Origin of the sequence: Marinobacter denitrificans, assembly GCF_008795955.1 — a bacterium.
In the GTDB taxonomy this organism is placed as follows: domain Bacteria; phylum Pseudomonadota; class Gammaproteobacteria; order Pseudomonadales; family Oleiphilaceae; genus Marinobacter; species Marinobacter denitrificans.
In genome coordinates this window covers 1,454,439-1,470,006 of the sequence record NZ_VMHN01000001.1, presented here as the reverse complement: position 1 = coordinate 1,470,006, position 15,568 = coordinate 1,454,439, and the positions used below count along the sequence as shown (strand labels likewise).

Sequence of the window (15,568 nt, the reverse complement as noted above, 5' to 3'; positions counted from 1 at the left end):
TGGCCCACCCGCTGCTACCTGAAACAATGCTGTAAGTCTACGCACTAACCCAGCCCTGATAACGGCCGTCTGTTTCATACAACGTATGAACAAAGCAGATGGGTTAGCTGGTGAGGTCGTTCATTGTCGCAGCAACGCCATTAACGTGGTTGCGGATCCAGCGGTGGGCTGGGTCGTTCTGATTACGCTTGTGCCATAGCATCAGCATGGTAAACGGCTTGTATTCAAAGGGCAGGGGCGCAGTGGCAAAGTCTCGCAGTAAGTGTTCACTCATGCGTTTGGGCGCCGTGGCGAGCATGTCTGTGCCGCGCAGGAATCCGGACAACCCGGAAAAGTTGGCTACGGTCACAACGGTTCTTCGGGTAAGGCCACGGGCGGATAAGGAGTCTTCAAGCGCGGTTTTTTCACCGGTGCCGAACAGGATGCCAATGTGATCGGCTTTCAGATAATCCGCAAGTGAATCAGGGGCCTGCCGGTGATCCGGGTCGTAGAATACAACCATCCGGTCTGCCATCAGCCCCCGCTGCATGATGTCTGTGGCTTCCGGGGCATGGGGCGAGATAATCAGGTCGCACAGGTCCTTGCGCAGCATGTCGGCAGTGGGTATGCCAGAGGGGATTACTTGTAGGCGGATGCCGGGTGCTTCACGCCGGAGGACCGAGAGCAAGCCGGGCAACAACAGGTCGCGCTGGTAGTCGTTGGCCGCAATAGTGAAGGTGAATTCGGCGCTGGCCGGGGTGAACGGTGGGCCGGAGGACAGGGAGTGGAGGTCGTCCAGTATCTGGCGTATGTGAGGGGCGGCCTGGACGGCATACCGGGTGGACACAATGCCGCGGCCTGATTTCACGAACAGGGGATCTCCCAGGGCCTGACGCAGACGCTCCAGGGTATGGCTGACCGCCGACTGGCTGACCCCCAGGCGCACGGCGGCCCTGGATACACTGCCTTCGTCCAGTACGGCAATGAAGGTGCTCAGGGAGCGAATGTCGAGGTTGAATGTATCAATTGAGTTCATGAATGGAAGTGTACGCTATGTGCCGGGGGGCTGCTATGGCACGCTCCACGAGGAATTTTGAATGTACATTCAGATACGGTTTCGGCATGGTCAGGTATGAGATCTGGTTGAAACCATGACAAAGGAGAGCCCGATGAAACCAATACTGGCATTTGATGTGTATGGAACCCTGGTGGATCCACTGGGAATGGCTGACCTGTTGGCTCCGGATGCCGGCGATGCTGCGGAATCGGTGAGCTCACAATGGCGGGAGAAGCAGCTGGAGTTTTCCTTTCGCAAGGGGCTGATGCGGATGTACGAGGATTTCGGGGTTTGCACCCGTCAGGCATTGCGATACGCGATGGCCAGCCATGGGTTCGAGCTGAGTCAGGATCGCGAGGATGAGTTGATGGGGGCCTATCTCTCCCTGCCTGCTTTTGAGGATTCCTTGCCGGCGTTGAAGTCCCTGGAAGGGGATTATCTGATGTTTGCGTTCTCCAACGGCACCTATCCGGCGCTTGAGAAGGTGCTGGGTCACAATGACCTGCTGGCGATGTTTGATGGGCTGGTGTCGGTGGATGACATCAGGAGTTTCAAGCCGGACCCGGCGGTGTATGCCTATGCGCGGCGGGCGACGGGGGCGCTAGATCAGCCGTTGTGTCTGGTTTCGAGCAATGCCTGGGATGTTATCGGGGCCCGGGCGGCGGGTTTGATGGCCATCTGGGTTCAGCGGGATTCGGGGAAGGTATTTGAGGACTGGGGGATTGAGCCTAATGCGGTGGTTCGTAGTCTTTCGGAGTTGCCCGCGACTTTGGCGAACCTCTGACTTTCTGGTGGCTGCACGGCTCGGGAAGGGCTATCCAAAACACGCTCCTTCGGCACATCCATGTGGCGCTTGGGCTCCGCCATCCATGGCTCCGCACAGTTTTGGATAGCCCTTCCCGAGCCGCGCGTTCAACTCTTGTGACGGCCGTCCGAGGTTTGGAGGTCAGGTGATTCAGTCCGATCTTGCCGCCAGCCACTCCGCCATTTCCATCCAGCTTTCCTTCGGCGCCCTGCTCCCGGCCAGAATGCCCATGTGCCCACCGGGGGTAACCCGGAAGGTGACCTCCTTTGAGCTGACGTGGTCCTCAATCCGTTTGACCGCGCCGGGTGTTGCCAGGGTGTCGCTGTCGCCGGCGATGGCGAGTAAGTTGGCGTTTACGTTTTCCAGGCGGGCAATGTCTTCGCCGATCTGGATCTGGCCGCGGGAGAGGTCGTTGTCGATCCACAGGCGCACCACGGCGTCCTGAACGATGCCGCCGGGGTAGGCAACCATGCGGTCGAGGAAGGCGGAGGTGGTGGCGTGGCTGGCGACGAAGTCGCGATCGCCCAGGCGGACGATGAGTTCCCAGTAGCCCATCACGCTGCCGATGGGGTTGGTGAGCTTGAAGCCGATGGTGTTGGCCCAGCCGGGGGTGTGGAACCAGTGGGGTTTGACGTCGTGGAGGCGGAAGCCGGTGCGCTTGCGGACGAACTCGGCAACGTCGGAGACCCGCTGGTACATCAGCCCCATCAGGCCGGAGGCGTGGCTGTCGATGGGGGAGCCCAGCACAATGGCGTTGCGGATGTGCTGGTCGCGGCTGAGGGCTGAGTAGAAAAGGGTAAACATCCCGCCCAGACTCCAGCCGTGCAGCGACAGCTCCTGCTCGCCACTGTGCTCCCGCACCCGGTTCAGATACGCCGGCAGAAGCTCCGCCACGTAGGTGTGAAGGTTGTAGTGGCTGTGCTGCCGCGTAGGCACACCCCAGTCGATCAGATACACCTCAAACCCCTTCGCCCGCAGGAACCGCACCAGGCTGCGCTGGGGAAACAGGTCGTAGATCAGCATATTCACTGCCAGTGGCGGCACGATCACGATCGGTGTTCTATGGGGCGTGCGCTCCACATCGATCATTTCACCGTCCAGCTCAATAAAGTCCTCGGCCAGCGGCGGGTAATATCGCAGGCTCACCAGCCCATCGGTGTACAGGGTCTCGAACGGCGTCTGGCCCGCCTGCACCAGGCTGGCGGCGCGGAAGACCCGGTCAAAGGCGTTACCGGCATAAAGCGCCGTCTGTCGGGTCAGCCCCGAGGCTTTGTTGAAGGCATATTTCAGCGGGTCGGGCATAGAGGTTTCCATAATATGAAAGTCGCTAACCTGTTCTGAATGAAAACGGGCGGCTGGCACACAAGCCTGATCGTGCAGGTATGAAAGCCCTTTCCCGGACCGTGCATTGCCATGGATGGCAATGCCGAGCCCCCATGGATGGGTTCACGGCGTGTCCGGGAAAGGGCTTTCATACCTGCACAGCCACAAAGGCCCAACAAGACTAGACTATCTCCACAGGCCAGAACTATGGCAAGAACGTCCACCCCCAATGGCAAACCGGTCACTTCAGGCCACTGCCCAAACCTGCCAACCATTGGTATCATTCAGCCATCGTAAAAAACCAACAACAGGACAATCATGCTCAGCTTCCTGCCAGCCCCGGTCATCGGCGTTATCAGCTCCATTCTCCTTGGTCTCAATACCCTGTTCTGGTGCCTGCTTCTCTACATTCCGGCAATTCTCAAACTCATTGTCCCCCATACCGGTTTCCGTGTTCTGTGCACCAAAGTCATTATCTGGATTGCCGAAGCCTGGGTGGCCTGCAACACCGGCTGGATGAAACTCACCCAGGACACCAGGTGGACCGTCCACGGGGATGAAAAACTCAAACGGGAAAGCTGGTATCTGGTGCTCAGTAACCATCAGAGCTGGGTCGACATCTTCGCCATGCAACGGGTCTTCAACCACCGGGCACCGTTTCTCAAGTTCTTCCTCAAACAGCAACTGATCTGGGTGCCGGTGATTGGCCTGGCCTGGTGGGGGCTGGATTTCCCGTTCATGAAGCGTTACACCCGCGAATACCTGATCAAGCACCCGGAAAAACGCGGCGAAGATCTGAAAGCGACCCGGCAGGCCTGCGAAAAGTTTCGCTACACCCCGGTCAGCGTCATGAACTTCGTAGAAGGTACCCGTTTTACCCAGGCCAAGCACGACCAGCAAAAATCAAAGTACACCCATCTGCTGACCCCCAAGGCTGGCGGTGTGGCGTTTGTGCTGGATGCCATGGGGGACGCAATCGAAACCCTGGTGGATGTGACTATCGCCTATCCGGGGAGGGCGCCCACCTTCTGGGATTTCATGTGCGGAAGGGTCAGCGAGGTGAAAATGGAGATCGACACCGTGGCAATTCCCGAGCACCTCAAGGGGCGGGATTATGCGACGGACGCCGAGCACCGCAAGAATGTGAAGAACTGGCTGGCTGAGCAATGGCAGGCCAAGGACGCACGTCTGTCGAGGATGCTTGAGCAGGGTTAGTTGTTGTCACCCTTTTCATCGTCCTCGACTTCATCGGGGTGCTCTTTTTTATAGCGCTCCCACTCTTCCCAGTCGTGAGGCGTTCCGGCATGGGGGCGCTTCAGGTGCCGGGCGTGCTCCATGGCGTTGTGGCGCAGGCTGTGGTCCCGCTCCTCTTCTTCCTCTTCGAAGCCGTACTTCTTCAGGAATTCCGTTGGGCTGATTGGCATCCGGACTCACCTCCGTAACGAGTAGGTTCCCGTATAAATACTACGATGGTGCCCGGAAGCCGGATTTTCAAGCGTCGCCTTTACTACCAGGCTCGCTGCCTTCTGCGGGGCTATCTGCCTGGGCTTCCACCAGGCTGAAAAGGATCTGTTTGCGTTCGTCATCCACGCCCGCAAATGTAACGGTCACCGGCTGTTCCAACTGGAACGTGCGGCCGTTCTTGTTGTGAACCAGGCGGAGGGTGACCGGGTCGAAGCTGAATTTGCCTTCCAGAGTCTTGCAGCTCACGAAGCCTTCCAGCCCGTTGGCATCCAGCCGTACGAAGAAGCCCGAGGGAGTCGTGCGGCTTATAACGCCGGCCATCGGCTCATCCCCCAGAGTCCGGGCGAAGTCACTCTTGAGCCAGCTCTCCAGACTGTTGGCCGCCTGTCGTGCCCTGAACTGGGTCAGTTGCAGTTCCGCCAGTTGCTCGTCACTCAGATCGCTCAGGGGTTCCTGCCACAGGATTGACTTGATCAGCCGGTGCACGTGGAAGTCGCTGAACTTGCGCAGCGGTGAGGTAAAAGTGGTGTAGGCGGCCAGCCCCATGCCCTGGTGCGGCGCGGGTGTAAACGACAGCTCGGCGCGGGCGAGCTGGCGGGAAATAATGGCCTTGACCGGTACTTCCGAGTCCAGCCCTTCGGTCTGTTTCATCAGGTCGCGGAAACCTTCGGCGCTGGTGGCGTCCACGCTGGCGAGATCGGGGGCGTAGCCTTCCAGCAGCGCACGGATGTTGTCGGCGCGGTCGTCACGTAAGCCGGGGTGCTGAATAAACAGGCCCTTGTCCTGCTGGCCGAGGAAGTCAGCGGCGCAACGGTTGGCGGCGATCATGCACTCTTCAACCAGCCGGTGGGCTTCGTTCTGTACCGAAGGTTCAATCAACCGTACCCGGCGATTCTCATCCAGGCGCAGGCGGAATTCCGGGCGATCGCCGTTTACCAGCGCATGCTCATTGCGCCACTTGCGCAGGGACATGGCCACCTGGTGAAGCTGGTCAAGACTGTTGGAAACGCTGTCCGGTAACGCCTTGACGTCCTCGGCTTCACGCCCCTCGATCAGGTTCGATACCAGCTCATAACTGAGCTTGCCGTGGGAGCGGATGACGGCCTGGTGAAAGCTGTACTCGCCCAGACTGCCGTCGTTGTTCACCTGCAGGTCACAGACTAGGGCCAGGCGTTTTACCTCAGGCATCAGCGAACACAGGCGGGTGCTCAGTGTGTCCGGCAGCATCGGCAGGGGCTCGCCGGGAAAATAGATGGCCGTAGCGCGGCGGAAGGCTTCCTGCTCGGCCGGGCTGCCCGGCTCAATGACCGCGGTGGGGTCGGCAATGGCAATGGAGAGTTTCCAGCCGGTCGCATTGGGTTCGGCCAGCAGGGCGTCATCCATATCCTGGGTGCCGGGGCTGTCGATGGTGACATAAGGCTGGTCGGTGCGGTCTTCACGGCCCTCACCCCTGGCTTCGATGACCGATTCGTCCAGCACCTCGGCCTGCTTGGTGACAGCTTCCGGCCAGGTGTCCGGCAGGTCAAAGGTGGCAACCGTGAAAGAGCGTTCGATGCCGGTTTCGCCGGCCTTCCCGATCACTTTCAGGATCTTTGCCTGGCCCTTGCCATCCTTGATGGGATGCTTGTGAATGCGGCAGTAGATGTAGTCATCGGGCTCGGCATTCTGGCGTTCTTTCGGCGGAATGAAGATCCAGCGGTTGATGCCGGGGGTTTCCGGCACCACGAAGTGGCCCTTGCCCCTCACCAGGTAACGGCCCACGAAGGTGTCCAGACTGGTTTCCAGCAGTTCGTCCACCACACCCTGGGTTTTGCCTTTGTCGCCTTCCTGCTCGGTAATGGTTACCCGGTCGCCGGGCAGGACTTTCTGCATTTCTTCCGGCGGCAGAAACACATCCCTGCCTTCATCCAGTGCTACAAAGCCGAAACGTCCGTTGGTGGCTTTGACAGTGCCGGGGAACACCACCTTGTTTTCTTCAATATCGGACTTCAGCTGGCGCAACTGGCTGAGGGCGTCGGCGTTGAGCATGAACAGAACCTGACTGGATAAAATTTGAATGTTGTTGCGGAGTATACCGGTTATGGCGGTATGAGTCAGACCTGTTACGAGTGGTTAATATCCCGGCTCGATTTACGGGCCGGGATACTTGAGGGACAAGGCAGGACCTAGTTGTGTTCGGCGAAAACCCGGGTCTGGCCGCTCTCGTTGAACATCAGCACCTGGTAATGATCCTTGCGGTCGCCCATTTCCATGCCCGGCGAACCCGCCGGCATTCCCGGTACCGAGACGCCTTTTGCCTTCGGTGCCTCTGCAATCAGCCGGTGAATGTCGTTGGCCGGAACGTGGCCTTCGATCACGTAGTCGCCGATAAACGCCGTGTGGCAACTGGCCAGTCCCGGTGTCACGCCGGCATCAATCTTGATGGGGTTCATATCGTTGGTTTCAGTCACTTCCACCTTGAAACCATTTTCCTTAAGGTGATCTACCCAGTCGGTGCAGCAACCGCAGGTCGGTGACTTGTAGACGTGAATGTCTTTGAGCCCCTCTTCGGCTTGCAACTGGCTGTTCAAACCGACGGTGGCTATGAGGCCCAGGGCCAGCATGTGTTTTTTCATGATGTTACCTCAATGGTGATGGCTGGGATCGTTGTTCGCTTTGCTACCTTCGGAGGGCGCGAGCCAGAACCACCAGACGATGGCGGCCATCAGGATCAGTCCTCCAGCGTTGACCAGAAGTGTGCTCATTCGTTCCCCTCCTTGCCGGCGTTATTACTGGTTTTGAACAGGCGCAGCCGGTTGGCGTTGGTGACCACCGTAACCGAGGACAGCGACATGGCAGCGCCAGCCAGTATCGGGCTCATCAACATTCCCCACAGAGGGTATAACAGCCCGGCTGCCACCGGTATACCCATGGAGTTGTATATAAAAGCACCAAACAGGTTCTGATGGATATTACGAACCGTAGCCCGGGATATCTCAATGGCATCGGCTACGCCGTGAAGCGATCCCCGCATCAGCGTGATGCCGGCGCTTTCGATGGCCACATCGGTTCCGGTGCCAATGGCAAAGCCGACGTCTGCAGCGGCCAGGGCAGGGGCATCGTTGATGCCGTCGCCAACCATTGCCACGGTAAAGCCCTTGCCACGCATTTCGCTGACGATAGTGGCCTTGTCTTCCGGTAATACCTCGGCACGGTAATCATCGATTCCGGTTTTTTGAGCGATGGCTTTGGCGGTGGCGTCCACATCGCCGGTGACCATCATGACCCGGATACCGGCATCGTGGAGGCGGCGGATGGCGTCCGCGGAATCCTGCTTGACGGCATCGGCGACGCCGATGACGCCCACCGCTTTTTCACCCAGTGCCAGAAACAGCGGTGTTCCGGCTTCGGAGGTGATGGCATCCGCTTCCTGCTGAAGTTCTGCCAGATCCACACCCTCGCTTTCCAGCCAGCGGCGATTGCCCAGGCGCACAGGTTGGCCGTCAAGCTCACCCGTCACGCCCTTGCCGTTGAGGGCCTCAAATCCGGTGATAGTTTCCAGAGTGACATCTTCCTCTTTGGCCTTTGTCATAATCGCTTCTGCCAGAGGATGTTCCGAGTGTTGTTCCAGGCCAGCAGCCAGGGCCAGCAATCTGCCCGTGTTGTCGTCAGTGGCGTGGAAACGGGTAACCGCCGGGTGGCCTTCTGTAATGGTGCCGGTTTTATCGAGGATGACCAGGTCCAGCTTGCCGGCGGTCTGCAGGGCGTCGCCCTGGCGAATCAAGGCGCCGTACTCCGCGGCCTTGCCGACACCCACCATCACTGACATTGGGGTGGCCAGGCCCAAAGCACAGGGGCAGGCAATAATCAGTACTGTTGTGGCCGCTACCATCATATGGACCACTGCCGGCTCTGGCCCGACGTTGTACCAGACCAACGCCGAAACCACGGCAATCAGCATCACGCTGGGCACAAACACCGAGGAAATCTTGTCTGCCAGGCGCCCGATGGAGGGTTTGGAGCCCTGGGCTTTCTTCACCAGGCGAATGATCTGGGCGAGGGCGGTTTCGCTGCCCACGCGGGTGGCCTTGTAGATAATCGAACCATGGGTATTCAGGGTACCGGCAGACACCTCGTCACCTTCGCGCTTGCTGACGGGCATGGGTTCACCGGTGAGCATGCTCTCATCGATGCGGGTACTGCCATCGATGATTTCCCCGTCCACCGGCAGGCTTTCACCGGGGCGTACACGGATATGATCGCCGGCCCTGACCTGCTCTACCGGCAGATCCTGCTCCTCGCCGTCACGGATAACCCGGGCGGTCTTTGCCCGCAGATCCAGCAGCCGTCGCACGGCTTCCGAGGTCTTGCCTTTGGCTCGCACCTCCAGCGCCTGGCCCAGATTGATCAGGCCGATAATCATCGCCGAGGCTTCAAAATACACATGCCGCGCCATTTCCGGCATCGCATCGGGAATACTGACCACTACGATGGAGTAGGCCCAGGCCGTGCCGGTGCCCAGGGCAATCAGGGTATCCATATTGGCGTTGTGATGGCGGAATGCTTTCCAGGCGCCGGTGAAAAAGTGGCCGCCGGTACCGATCATCACACCGAGAGTAAGAACACCCAGGACAAGCCAGGTCATCTGGTTGTCGGCGGTGACCATCATGGAGCCAAAGCCCATGCCCCAGATCATCAGGCCCAGACCGAGACTCAGACTAATCGCCATCTTCACCAGCAGCGTCTTGTACTGCTTGCGATCCTCTTCCTGCTTACGGTCATCCGCCGCATCCGGATCCTCGATCACGCTGGCGCCGTAACCGGAGCTTTCCACTGCCCTGATAAGCGCCTGGGGGTCCGCATGGCCGGTGGCTGTGGCGGTATTGTCTGCCAGATTCATATGGGCACCGGTAATGCCCTCCACCGACTTCAGCGCTTTCTCAATGGTGTTCACGCAGGATGCACAGGTGGCGCCCGTAACCGCCAGGTGGATCTGGTCATCATTACCGTGGCTCTCGACATTCCTCGTGCTCTGTTCGGGTTCCTGCCGGGCTTCAGCCCGGACCTGTTCATTATCGACATGGCAATGATCATCCTCCGACGCTGGTTCAGCAGTGGAGGAGGCCTCCAGAGGCGAGGCAGGGTAGCCCGCCTCGGTCACAATACGGGCTGCTTCCGCAGTATCAATGCCATCCGGCAGTGCAACCGTCTGCTCTTCCAGGTTCACATCAACCCGATCGGCACTGCCAGTCAATGGTTCCAGCGCGCTACGGATCTTGCGCACGCAGCCCTGACAGGACGCGCCGGAAATCGACAGAGCCGGGTGCAATCCAGTTTTCTCATTCATGGAGCATCACTCCTTGTTACCTGTTTCCGGGACGGCTTCGTCCCAGTGTTCAATCAATTGGCAAATCGTATGTCCGTCCGGTGTGCCATCCGGCATCTCCTGCCAGGCAGAAAGCGCTGCAGTCATACGGTTGCGCAGCTGCTGCAGCTCGGCAATCTCACGCTCTACTTCCGCCAGCCGCTGCTGAAACACGTCCCGGACCATGGGGCAGGGGGAGTGATGATCCTCCGCCTGTTCCAGAATCTGCCGGATTTCCGGTAGCGAGAACCCCAACTGACGTGCTTTGCGGGCAAAACGCAGGCGCCGCAGGTCTTCCGCATCATACTGCTGGTAGTTGTTGTCCGGGTTCCGTGTGGGCTTCAGCAACCCTTCCCGGGTATAAAACCGGACGGTATCGGGGTTAACCCCCGCACCCATAGCGATTTCTTTGACTTTCATAGTGCAGACAGCCACCCCACTGTTGATCGAGTGGTTGGGTAAACCTTCTTCCGAAACTGTGCGGAGCCATGGATGGCGGAGCCCAAGCGTCACATGGATGTGCCGGAGGAGCGTGTTTCGGAAGAAGGTTTACCCAACCGCGAATGGCACCCAAGTTGAACGCCACGTGGTATCAGGTTAAGGATAGCTTAAAACCTGTGAGCTACTCACAGGTCAAAGGTTTTTTTCAGGACGAGGAATTTTTTGAACGGAGGAAGGTGCCGCAGGCCTTGCACTGGTCCGGGGCCATCAGTTTGGCCTGCCAGCCAATCTTCTGCCCGCAGGCTGGGCAAGCCAGGCGTAACTGAAGGATGATGATGGGCGTGATTAACAGCGCAACGATCACCCCCAGGGGGCCCCAGCTCTCGCCGCTGGAAAGGCCGAGCTGGCTGCTGAAAACCAGGATAACGATCAGCGAAAAGAACGCGAAGATAAAGTAACGCTTGTTCCAGGCTTCCCAGCGCCGCAAGCGGTCGTCCTGTTCCCTGGTCAGATAGTTTGCACTCATACATTGGTACCTTGAAAGCTGATACCGGAATAGTGGTGATTCGCCGTGCTCATTTCAATCAGCTACCAACCGGCGTATCGACATTCAGAATGCCAGAGCTCAGAGCCTGTTCCAGTTCGGCGGCGGGGATCGGGCGGCTGATGAGGTAGCCCTGGATCAGATCACAGCGATGATTTTTCAGGAAATTAAGCTGTTCCCGGGTCTCCACGCCTTCGGCTACCACCTGAATGCCCAGGTTATGGGCCAGGTTGATGACCGCGCGGGTAATCACAGCATCGTCGTGACGTTCGGTGACATCCGTAATGAAGGAGCGGTCGATCTTCAGCAGGTCAACCGGAAAATCCCGCAGATATCCCAGCGAAGAATAACCCACGCCAAAGTCGTCAATGGCCAGGTGCACGCCCAGTGTGTGGAGCTTGGAGAGCTGGTTGAGGTTGTGTTCGATGTTCTGGATGAAGATCTCTTCAGTCAATTCCACTTCCAGGCGATCCGCGGGTACCCCATGGGATTCAAGGGTCTCCTGGATATGGTCGACAATGCTCTCGTCATCCAGTTCGCGGCCTGACAGGTTCACTGCGATACGCAGGCCGGCGTAGGGGCTGTTCTGCCAGTTCGCCAGTTGCCTGCAGGCGGCCTTGACCACCCAACGGCCGATATCCGTGATGCGCCCGCTTTCCTCAGCCAGAGGAATAAAGTCGATCGGCGGTAACAGGCCTCTGCGTGGATGCTGCCAGCGGATGAGAGCTTCCACGCTGTTGATTGAGGAATCATTGAGATCCAGCTGGGGCTGGAAGTAAAGCACGAATTCGTCATTGGCCAGGGCCTGGTCCAGGTCTTTGTCCAGCTCCAGACGCATGACTTCCCGGTCCTGCATGCCTTCAGTGTAGAACTGATAGGTATTTCGCCCCTGCTCCTTGGCGCGGTACAGCGCGACGTCTGCATTTCGCATCAGGGTGTCGGCGTCAAGGCCGCTCTGGGGATAGACCGCCACCCCCATGGTTGCGGTAACGCCGTGCTTTTCGCCCTGCACATGATAGGGCTCTTCAAAGCAGTGCTTGATCTGCCCCAGCAGATTGATGACGTCGTCTATCTCTTCCACATGCTGCTGGCAGATCATGAATTCGTCGCCGCCGGAATACGCCACCATGATTCTTTCGTCGGTGAGTGCGTTCAGGCGTTCGGCCACCTTGATCAGCAATTCGTCTCCGAACTGGTGACCGAGGGAGTCGTTGAGCATCTGGAAGCGGTCCAGGTCGATCATTACCAGGGCTACCTGACGCATCTGCCGGTCCGCGATGCTCAGCGTGTGAACCAGGTCTTCCATGAAGAAGCGGCGGTTGGCCAGCCCGGTCAGGGTGTCAGTGGTCTCAAGTCGCGCCAGGTCCTGTTGGACAGCCTGGCGCTGACTGATTTCCGCATCAAGCTCCCGCCGGGTTTTCAGCAATGCCTGGTTGCGTTTGAGAATCTGTTGAACCAGCAGAGTGGTGAGGCTCGTCAACACCCCCATGCACAGCATGATCACGAAGGTAACGAATGGCCAGTCGCTGCGATGATCTTTTACCCAGGATACGGAAGGGGTAACCGTCAGCGTCCAGTCCATCGTCGGCAATTCGACGCTGGCGGTACTGGAGAAGGAGGGGTCCGGGGTGATCGACTGGCCAAGGACGTACGTAGGGCTGCCGTCGTCCAGGATGTCAATGCGGAAGGACTCCAGGGGGCGTCCGGACAGCAGTTGCCTGGCCAGGGTTTCCATTTTGAAGACGCCTGCAATAAAACCCTGGTTGGCCTCCCCGGAGAGAATCGGCGCATAGATGACCAGCCCACTGCCACCCTGCTTCAGGTCGATAACGCCGGAAACATCAATATTACCCGTCGACCGGGCTGTTTCCAGGGCTTGCCGGCGCGCCTTAGAAAACGCTACGTTGTAGCCGATAACAGCTTCATTACCGTCGGAAGGTTCCAGCCAGCGGATAACAAAGTCTTCGTCAATCCACTCCAGTGCCTGGTAGACGCCAAAATCCGCCAGATAATTCTGAGCGTCCCGTTCCCAGATTTCACGGGCCATGTCCGGGTTGGTTTCCCGTCGTTGAGCCATCCGGCGAATGGCATCCACATGAACCAGAAATTCCCGTTCAAGCCGAGTGGCCATGGAGCGGGCTTCGTTGTCCAGGTTGGACTGGATCTGGGAGTTATCCTGCTTCTCCATGCCGTATTGCAAAACCAGAGCAATTCCCAGGAATACGAGGAAAATCAGGGCTGGAAATACCGGGTTCAGCAATCCCCTGACAAACAGGGTTAGCGCCGAGGCAGGTTTGTCCACAAAGTGCTCCGTTTGCTTCATTCACTGAACAACATATCGGCCGGGTTCATCCTATTATGAGGAATAAACGCGATGATCTGTTACTAATTGGTGGATCCTTGCCTGCAGCGATATCCCGAAAGCACCATCAGGGAGGGGGCGTATGATCTGAGGTTGCTCCCCTGGCGTGGGATTTGCCAGATCGATCGTTCTCGGCGTAATCGCTTTTTTCTCGGTATCAAGAAGGACTTCGACCCTTGGCTTGAGTTTTTTGCCAGGATGTACCGCCACAATCAATGCCACTTCTCCTGTGGTCAGTTCTACCAGAGTTCCCGGCGGGTAAATACCCACCATGCGGATAAACGCTTCCACCATGTCGGCATCAAACTGTCTGCCACGATTCCGGTAAAGGATGCGGATGGCATCGGAAGTGGGAATGCCATCCCGGTAGCAACGGTCGCTGGTCATAGCATCGAAGGCGTCGACAATCGAGACCAGGCGAGCGAAACGGCTGATCTGCCACTCCTGCAGTTGCTGGGGGTAGCCAGAACCATCGATGCGCTCGTGATGATGGCGGGTGACATCGCGAATGATCGGGTCCAGTGTTGCATCCGAGCGCAACAGCTCGTAGCCGAAGGTGGTGTGTTTCTGCATGATCGCGAATTCTTCGCGGGTCAGTGCCCCCGGCTTGTTGAGTATTTCTGGCGGTACTTTCAGTTTGCCGAGATCATGGAGCAGGCCACACATACCGGCAATTTCCAGATCTTCGTCCGGCATGCCGAGAAAACGGGCAAACGCCACCGTGAAAACGGCGACGCGCAGGCAGTGTTCAGCGGTGTAGGCGTCCCGGGATTTGATGCGGCTCATCCAGAACATCGCGCTAGCGTTCGCCTTGATGCTGTCAACGCACTCACGAATGATGGGGCGGGCCTCCTGCAGGTTCAGGTCATTACCCTGCTCGATGTTACGGGTCACCTGCTCCACAAAGCTTTGGGTATTGTTCCATGCCCTGCGGGCGCGAGGTATTTCTTTGGCCAGCGGCCGGGTTTCAGACATCGGTCTGGAAGTACGCTGCTTGTGCAACGCCACCTGGTCCATCGCCCGCGACAATATCTCGTCATCGCCTTCGACGAGCACCCACTCGCAGTACTGGCGGAGGATACTGGCCTGGTTGAGGGTTTCGATGGTAAAGCCCTGGAACAACACGGGAACTTCTGTCCACGGGCGATCCAGTTTGACCACCCGCATTCCGGAGGCGAGCAGATCCACCGGCAGCCGGACCCGCTGGATGCGGGTCATAGTATCAGGCGCCAGGGACGCTGACTGAGGGCGGCGGGCTGTTGGCCTTCGTGAAGGCGTATTGCTGGTTTTACGTCGGAACCACATGGCTCTGCCAGTCTTCTGCTTGTCTCGCCCTGATTATGTCAGAAATCCAATGTCCGGGACAGGTGCCTCGTTGAAGGCGCCAGGCGGTACCGGCATCACGTGGCAGAGTGTGTCACCGGCGGTATGCCCAGGCGGGGAATTTCCTGTTTGGGGCATTTGTCCATGACAACAATGACGCCCGCATTTTCCGCTCGCAACGCGCCCTCTTCATTAATGACACCAAGCTGCATCCAGACCACCGGAATCTCCTTTTTGATGGCGGCATCGATGACCGGATCGGTGCGACCAGGCGCGAGAAAAAGATCGGCCATATCCACAGAGGTCGGGACGGAAGCAAGATCAGGATAGACGGTTTCCCCGAGCACTGTTTTACCGGCAAGCCTGGGATTGACCGGTATCACCCGGTAGCCGCGCCCCTGAAGATAGGCCATGACTTCGTGGCTGGGACGGTCGGGTTTGTCGCTGGCGCCGACCAGCGCGATGGTGCGGACGGTTTCGAGTATTCTGCGGAGCTGTTCGGGGTTGTTACGGGACATGGAGGTACCGGTTCGTCAGGTGGTCCGGTGCGCCTCAAGACAGACGGACACCGATTCGGCATAGCGTAACGCATGGGGCTTGTCGATTTCCACCGCGGCCCAACTGACGGCCTCATGCTCCATAACGATACTGAGTACTTCGTGGGTAAGCCGCTCCAGAAGGGCAAAGCGGTTGCCGTCCACGTGGCTGATAATCTGCTTGGTAATGGTGCGATAGTTGAGCGCCGCACGGATGTCATTCTGATTGATGGCGTCTGCGGCATTGTAAGTCAGCTGCACGTTGATCAGTACATCCTGCTGATTGTTGATCTCCTCGTCCTTGATGCCAATGTAGGTCCGTAGCAAAAGGTCCTTTATACGAACGGTTGCCAGGTGGTTACCGGTTACTGCAGTCATCTGGACTCCTCG

The 15,568-nt window shown here is 58.3% G+C and carries 14 protein-coding genes; 2 read left to right on the top strand and 12 right to left on the bottom strand.

What is annotated here, in order from left to right; translation table 11 throughout:
- Positions 1 to 103 precede the first annotated feature (103 nt).
- Positions 104 to 1,015 carry a LysR family transcriptional regulator gene (locus tag FO268_RS06790; protein ID WP_150990994.1) on the bottom strand — a complete coding sequence of 304 codons (912 nt, stop codon included), beginning with the start codon at positions 1,013 to 1,015 and terminating at the stop codon, positions 104 to 106.
- A gap of 133 nt (positions 1,016 to 1,148) precedes the next feature.
- On the opposite strand from FO268_RS06790, the gene FO268_RS06785 reads away from it, so the two are divergent.
- Positions 1,149 to 1,820 carry a haloacid dehalogenase type II gene (locus FO268_RS06785; protein WP_150990992.1) on the top strand — a complete coding sequence of 224 codons (672 nt, stop codon included), beginning with the start codon at positions 1,149 to 1,151 and terminating at the stop codon, positions 1,818 to 1,820.
- A gap of 171 nt (positions 1,821 to 1,991) precedes the next feature.
- Here the strand turns inward: FO268_RS06785 and FO268_RS06780 are convergent, their stop codons facing one another.
- On the bottom strand, positions 1,992 to 3,143 hold the full coding sequence (locus FO268_RS06780) for an alpha/beta fold hydrolase (RefSeq protein ID WP_150990990.1): 1,152 nt from the start codon (positions 3,141 to 3,143) through the stop codon (positions 1,992 to 1,994).
- A gap of 339 nt (positions 3,144 to 3,482) precedes the next feature.
- Between FO268_RS06780 and FO268_RS06775 the strand changes: the two genes are divergently transcribed.
- Positions 3,483 to 4,379 carry an acyltransferase gene (locus FO268_RS06775; protein WP_150990988.1) on the top strand — a complete coding sequence of 299 codons (897 nt, stop codon included), beginning with the start codon at positions 3,483 to 3,485 and terminating at the stop codon, positions 4,377 to 4,379.
- Here the strand turns inward: FO268_RS06775 and FO268_RS06770 are convergent.
- The 10 genes from FO268_RS06770 to folX all read right to left on the bottom strand — a co-directional run bounded on the left by FO268_RS06770 (position 4,376) and on the right by folX (position 15,556).
- Positions 4,376 to 4,588, bottom strand: a complete 213-nt coding sequence (locus tag FO268_RS06770; RefSeq protein ID WP_150990986.1) for a hypothetical protein — start codon at positions 4,586 to 4,588, stop codon at positions 4,376 to 4,378. The two genes, FO268_RS06775 and FO268_RS06770, sit on opposite strands and share 4 nt — an antisense overlap.
- 67 nt (positions 4,589 to 4,655) lie before the next feature.
- Entirely contained in the window at positions 4,656 to 6,656 is a 2,001-nt protein-coding gene (locus FO268_RS06765) for a ribonuclease R family protein (RefSeq protein ID WP_150990983.1), read from the bottom strand.
- 137 nt (positions 6,657 to 6,793) lie between these two features.
- Positions 6,794 to 7,243 carry a DUF411 domain-containing protein gene (locus FO268_RS06760; RefSeq protein ID WP_150990981.1) on the bottom strand — a complete coding sequence of 150 codons (450 nt, stop codon included), beginning with the start codon at positions 7,241 to 7,243 and terminating at the stop codon, positions 6,794 to 6,796.
- 125 nt (positions 7,244 to 7,368) lie between these two features.
- Positions 7,369 to 9,954, bottom strand: coding sequence for a heavy metal translocating P-type ATPase (locus FO268_RS06755; RefSeq protein WP_150990979.1), 2,586 nt, complete (start codon positions 9,952 to 9,954; stop codon positions 7,369 to 7,371).
- A gap of 6 nt (positions 9,955 to 9,960) precedes the next feature.
- Positions 9,961 to 10,392: a MerR family transcriptional regulator gene (locus FO268_RS06750; RefSeq protein WP_150990977.1), complete on the bottom strand. Its 432-nt coding sequence runs from the start codon at positions 10,390 to 10,392 to the stop codon at positions 9,961 to 9,963.
- A 226-nt stretch (positions 10,393 to 10,618) separates the two neighbouring features.
- Positions 10,619 to 10,939 carry a hypothetical protein gene (locus FO268_RS06745; protein WP_150990975.1) on the bottom strand — a complete coding sequence of 107 codons (321 nt, stop codon included), beginning with the start codon at positions 10,937 to 10,939 and terminating at the stop codon, positions 10,619 to 10,621.
- Positions 10,940 to 10,997: 58 nt separating this feature from the next.
- Positions 10,998 to 13,259 (bottom strand): bifunctional diguanylate cyclase/phosphodiesterase, encoded by a 2,262-nt coding sequence (locus FO268_RS06740; RefSeq protein WP_225316518.1) that lies wholly within the window; start codon positions 13,257 to 13,259, stop codon positions 10,998 to 11,000.
- Between the two features lie 54 nt (positions 13,260 to 13,313).
- Positions 13,314 to 14,537, bottom strand: coding sequence for an HD-GYP domain-containing protein (locus FO268_RS06735; protein ID WP_225316517.1), 1,224 nt, complete (start codon positions 14,535 to 14,537; stop codon positions 13,314 to 13,316).
- Between the two features lie 182 nt (positions 14,538 to 14,719).
- Entirely contained in the window at positions 14,720 to 15,160 is a 441-nt protein-coding gene (locus FO268_RS06730; RefSeq protein ID WP_150990969.1) for a CoA-binding protein, read from the bottom strand.
- Between the two features lie 15 nt (positions 15,161 to 15,175).
- Complete coding sequence (gene folX, locus FO268_RS06725) at positions 15,176 to 15,556, bottom strand: dihydroneopterin triphosphate 2'-epimerase (protein WP_150990967.1); 381 nt, start codon at positions 15,554 to 15,556, stop codon at positions 15,176 to 15,178.
- Positions 15,557 to 15,568: the final 12 nt, after the last annotated feature.

Coding starts and splice junctions, on each gene's coding strand:
- FO268_RS06790 (WP_150990994.1), bottom strand. CDS start 1,015: ATGAACTCAATTGATACATTCAACCTCGACATTCGCTCCCTGAGCACC.
- FO268_RS06785 (WP_150990992.1), top strand. CDS start 1,149: ATGAAACCAATACTGGCATTTGATGTGTATGGAACCCTGGTGGATCCA.
- FO268_RS06780 (WP_150990990.1), bottom strand. CDS start 3,143: ATGCCCGACCCGCTGAAATATGCCTTCAACAAAGCCTCGGGGCTGACC.
- FO268_RS06775 (WP_150990988.1), top strand. CDS start 3,483: ATGCTCAGCTTCCTGCCAGCCCCGGTCATCGGCGTTATCAGCTCCATT.
- FO268_RS06770 (WP_150990986.1), bottom strand. CDS start 4,588: ATGCCAATCAGCCCAACGGAATTCCTGAAGAAGTACGGCTTCGAAGAG.
- FO268_RS06765 (WP_150990983.1), bottom strand. CDS start 6,656: ATGCTCAACGCCGACGCCCTCAGCCAGTTGCGCCAGCTGAAGTCCGAT.
- FO268_RS06760 (WP_150990981.1), bottom strand. CDS start 7,243: ATGAAAAAACACATGCTGGCCCTGGGCCTCATAGCCACCGTCGGTTTG.
- FO268_RS06755 (WP_150990979.1), bottom strand. CDS start 9,954: ATGAATGAGAAAACTGGATTGCACCCGGCTCTGTCGATTTCCGGCGCG.
- FO268_RS06750 (WP_150990977.1), bottom strand. CDS start 10,392: ATGAAAGTCAAAGAAATCGCTATGGGTGCGGGGGTTAACCCCGATACC.
- FO268_RS06745 (WP_150990975.1), bottom strand. CDS start 10,939: ATGAGTGCAAACTATCTGACCAGGGAACAGGACGACCGCTTGCGGCGC.
- FO268_RS06735 (WP_225316517.1), bottom strand. CDS start 14,537: ATGACCCGCATCCAGCGGGTCCGGCTGCCGGTGGATCTGCTCGCCTCC.
- FO268_RS06730 (WP_150990969.1), bottom strand. CDS start 15,160: ATGTCCCGTAACAACCCCGAACAGCTCCGCAGAATACTCGAAACCGTC.
- folX (WP_150990967.1), bottom strand. CDS start 15,556: ATGACTGCAGTAACCGGTAACCACCTGGCAACCGTTCGTATAAAGGAC.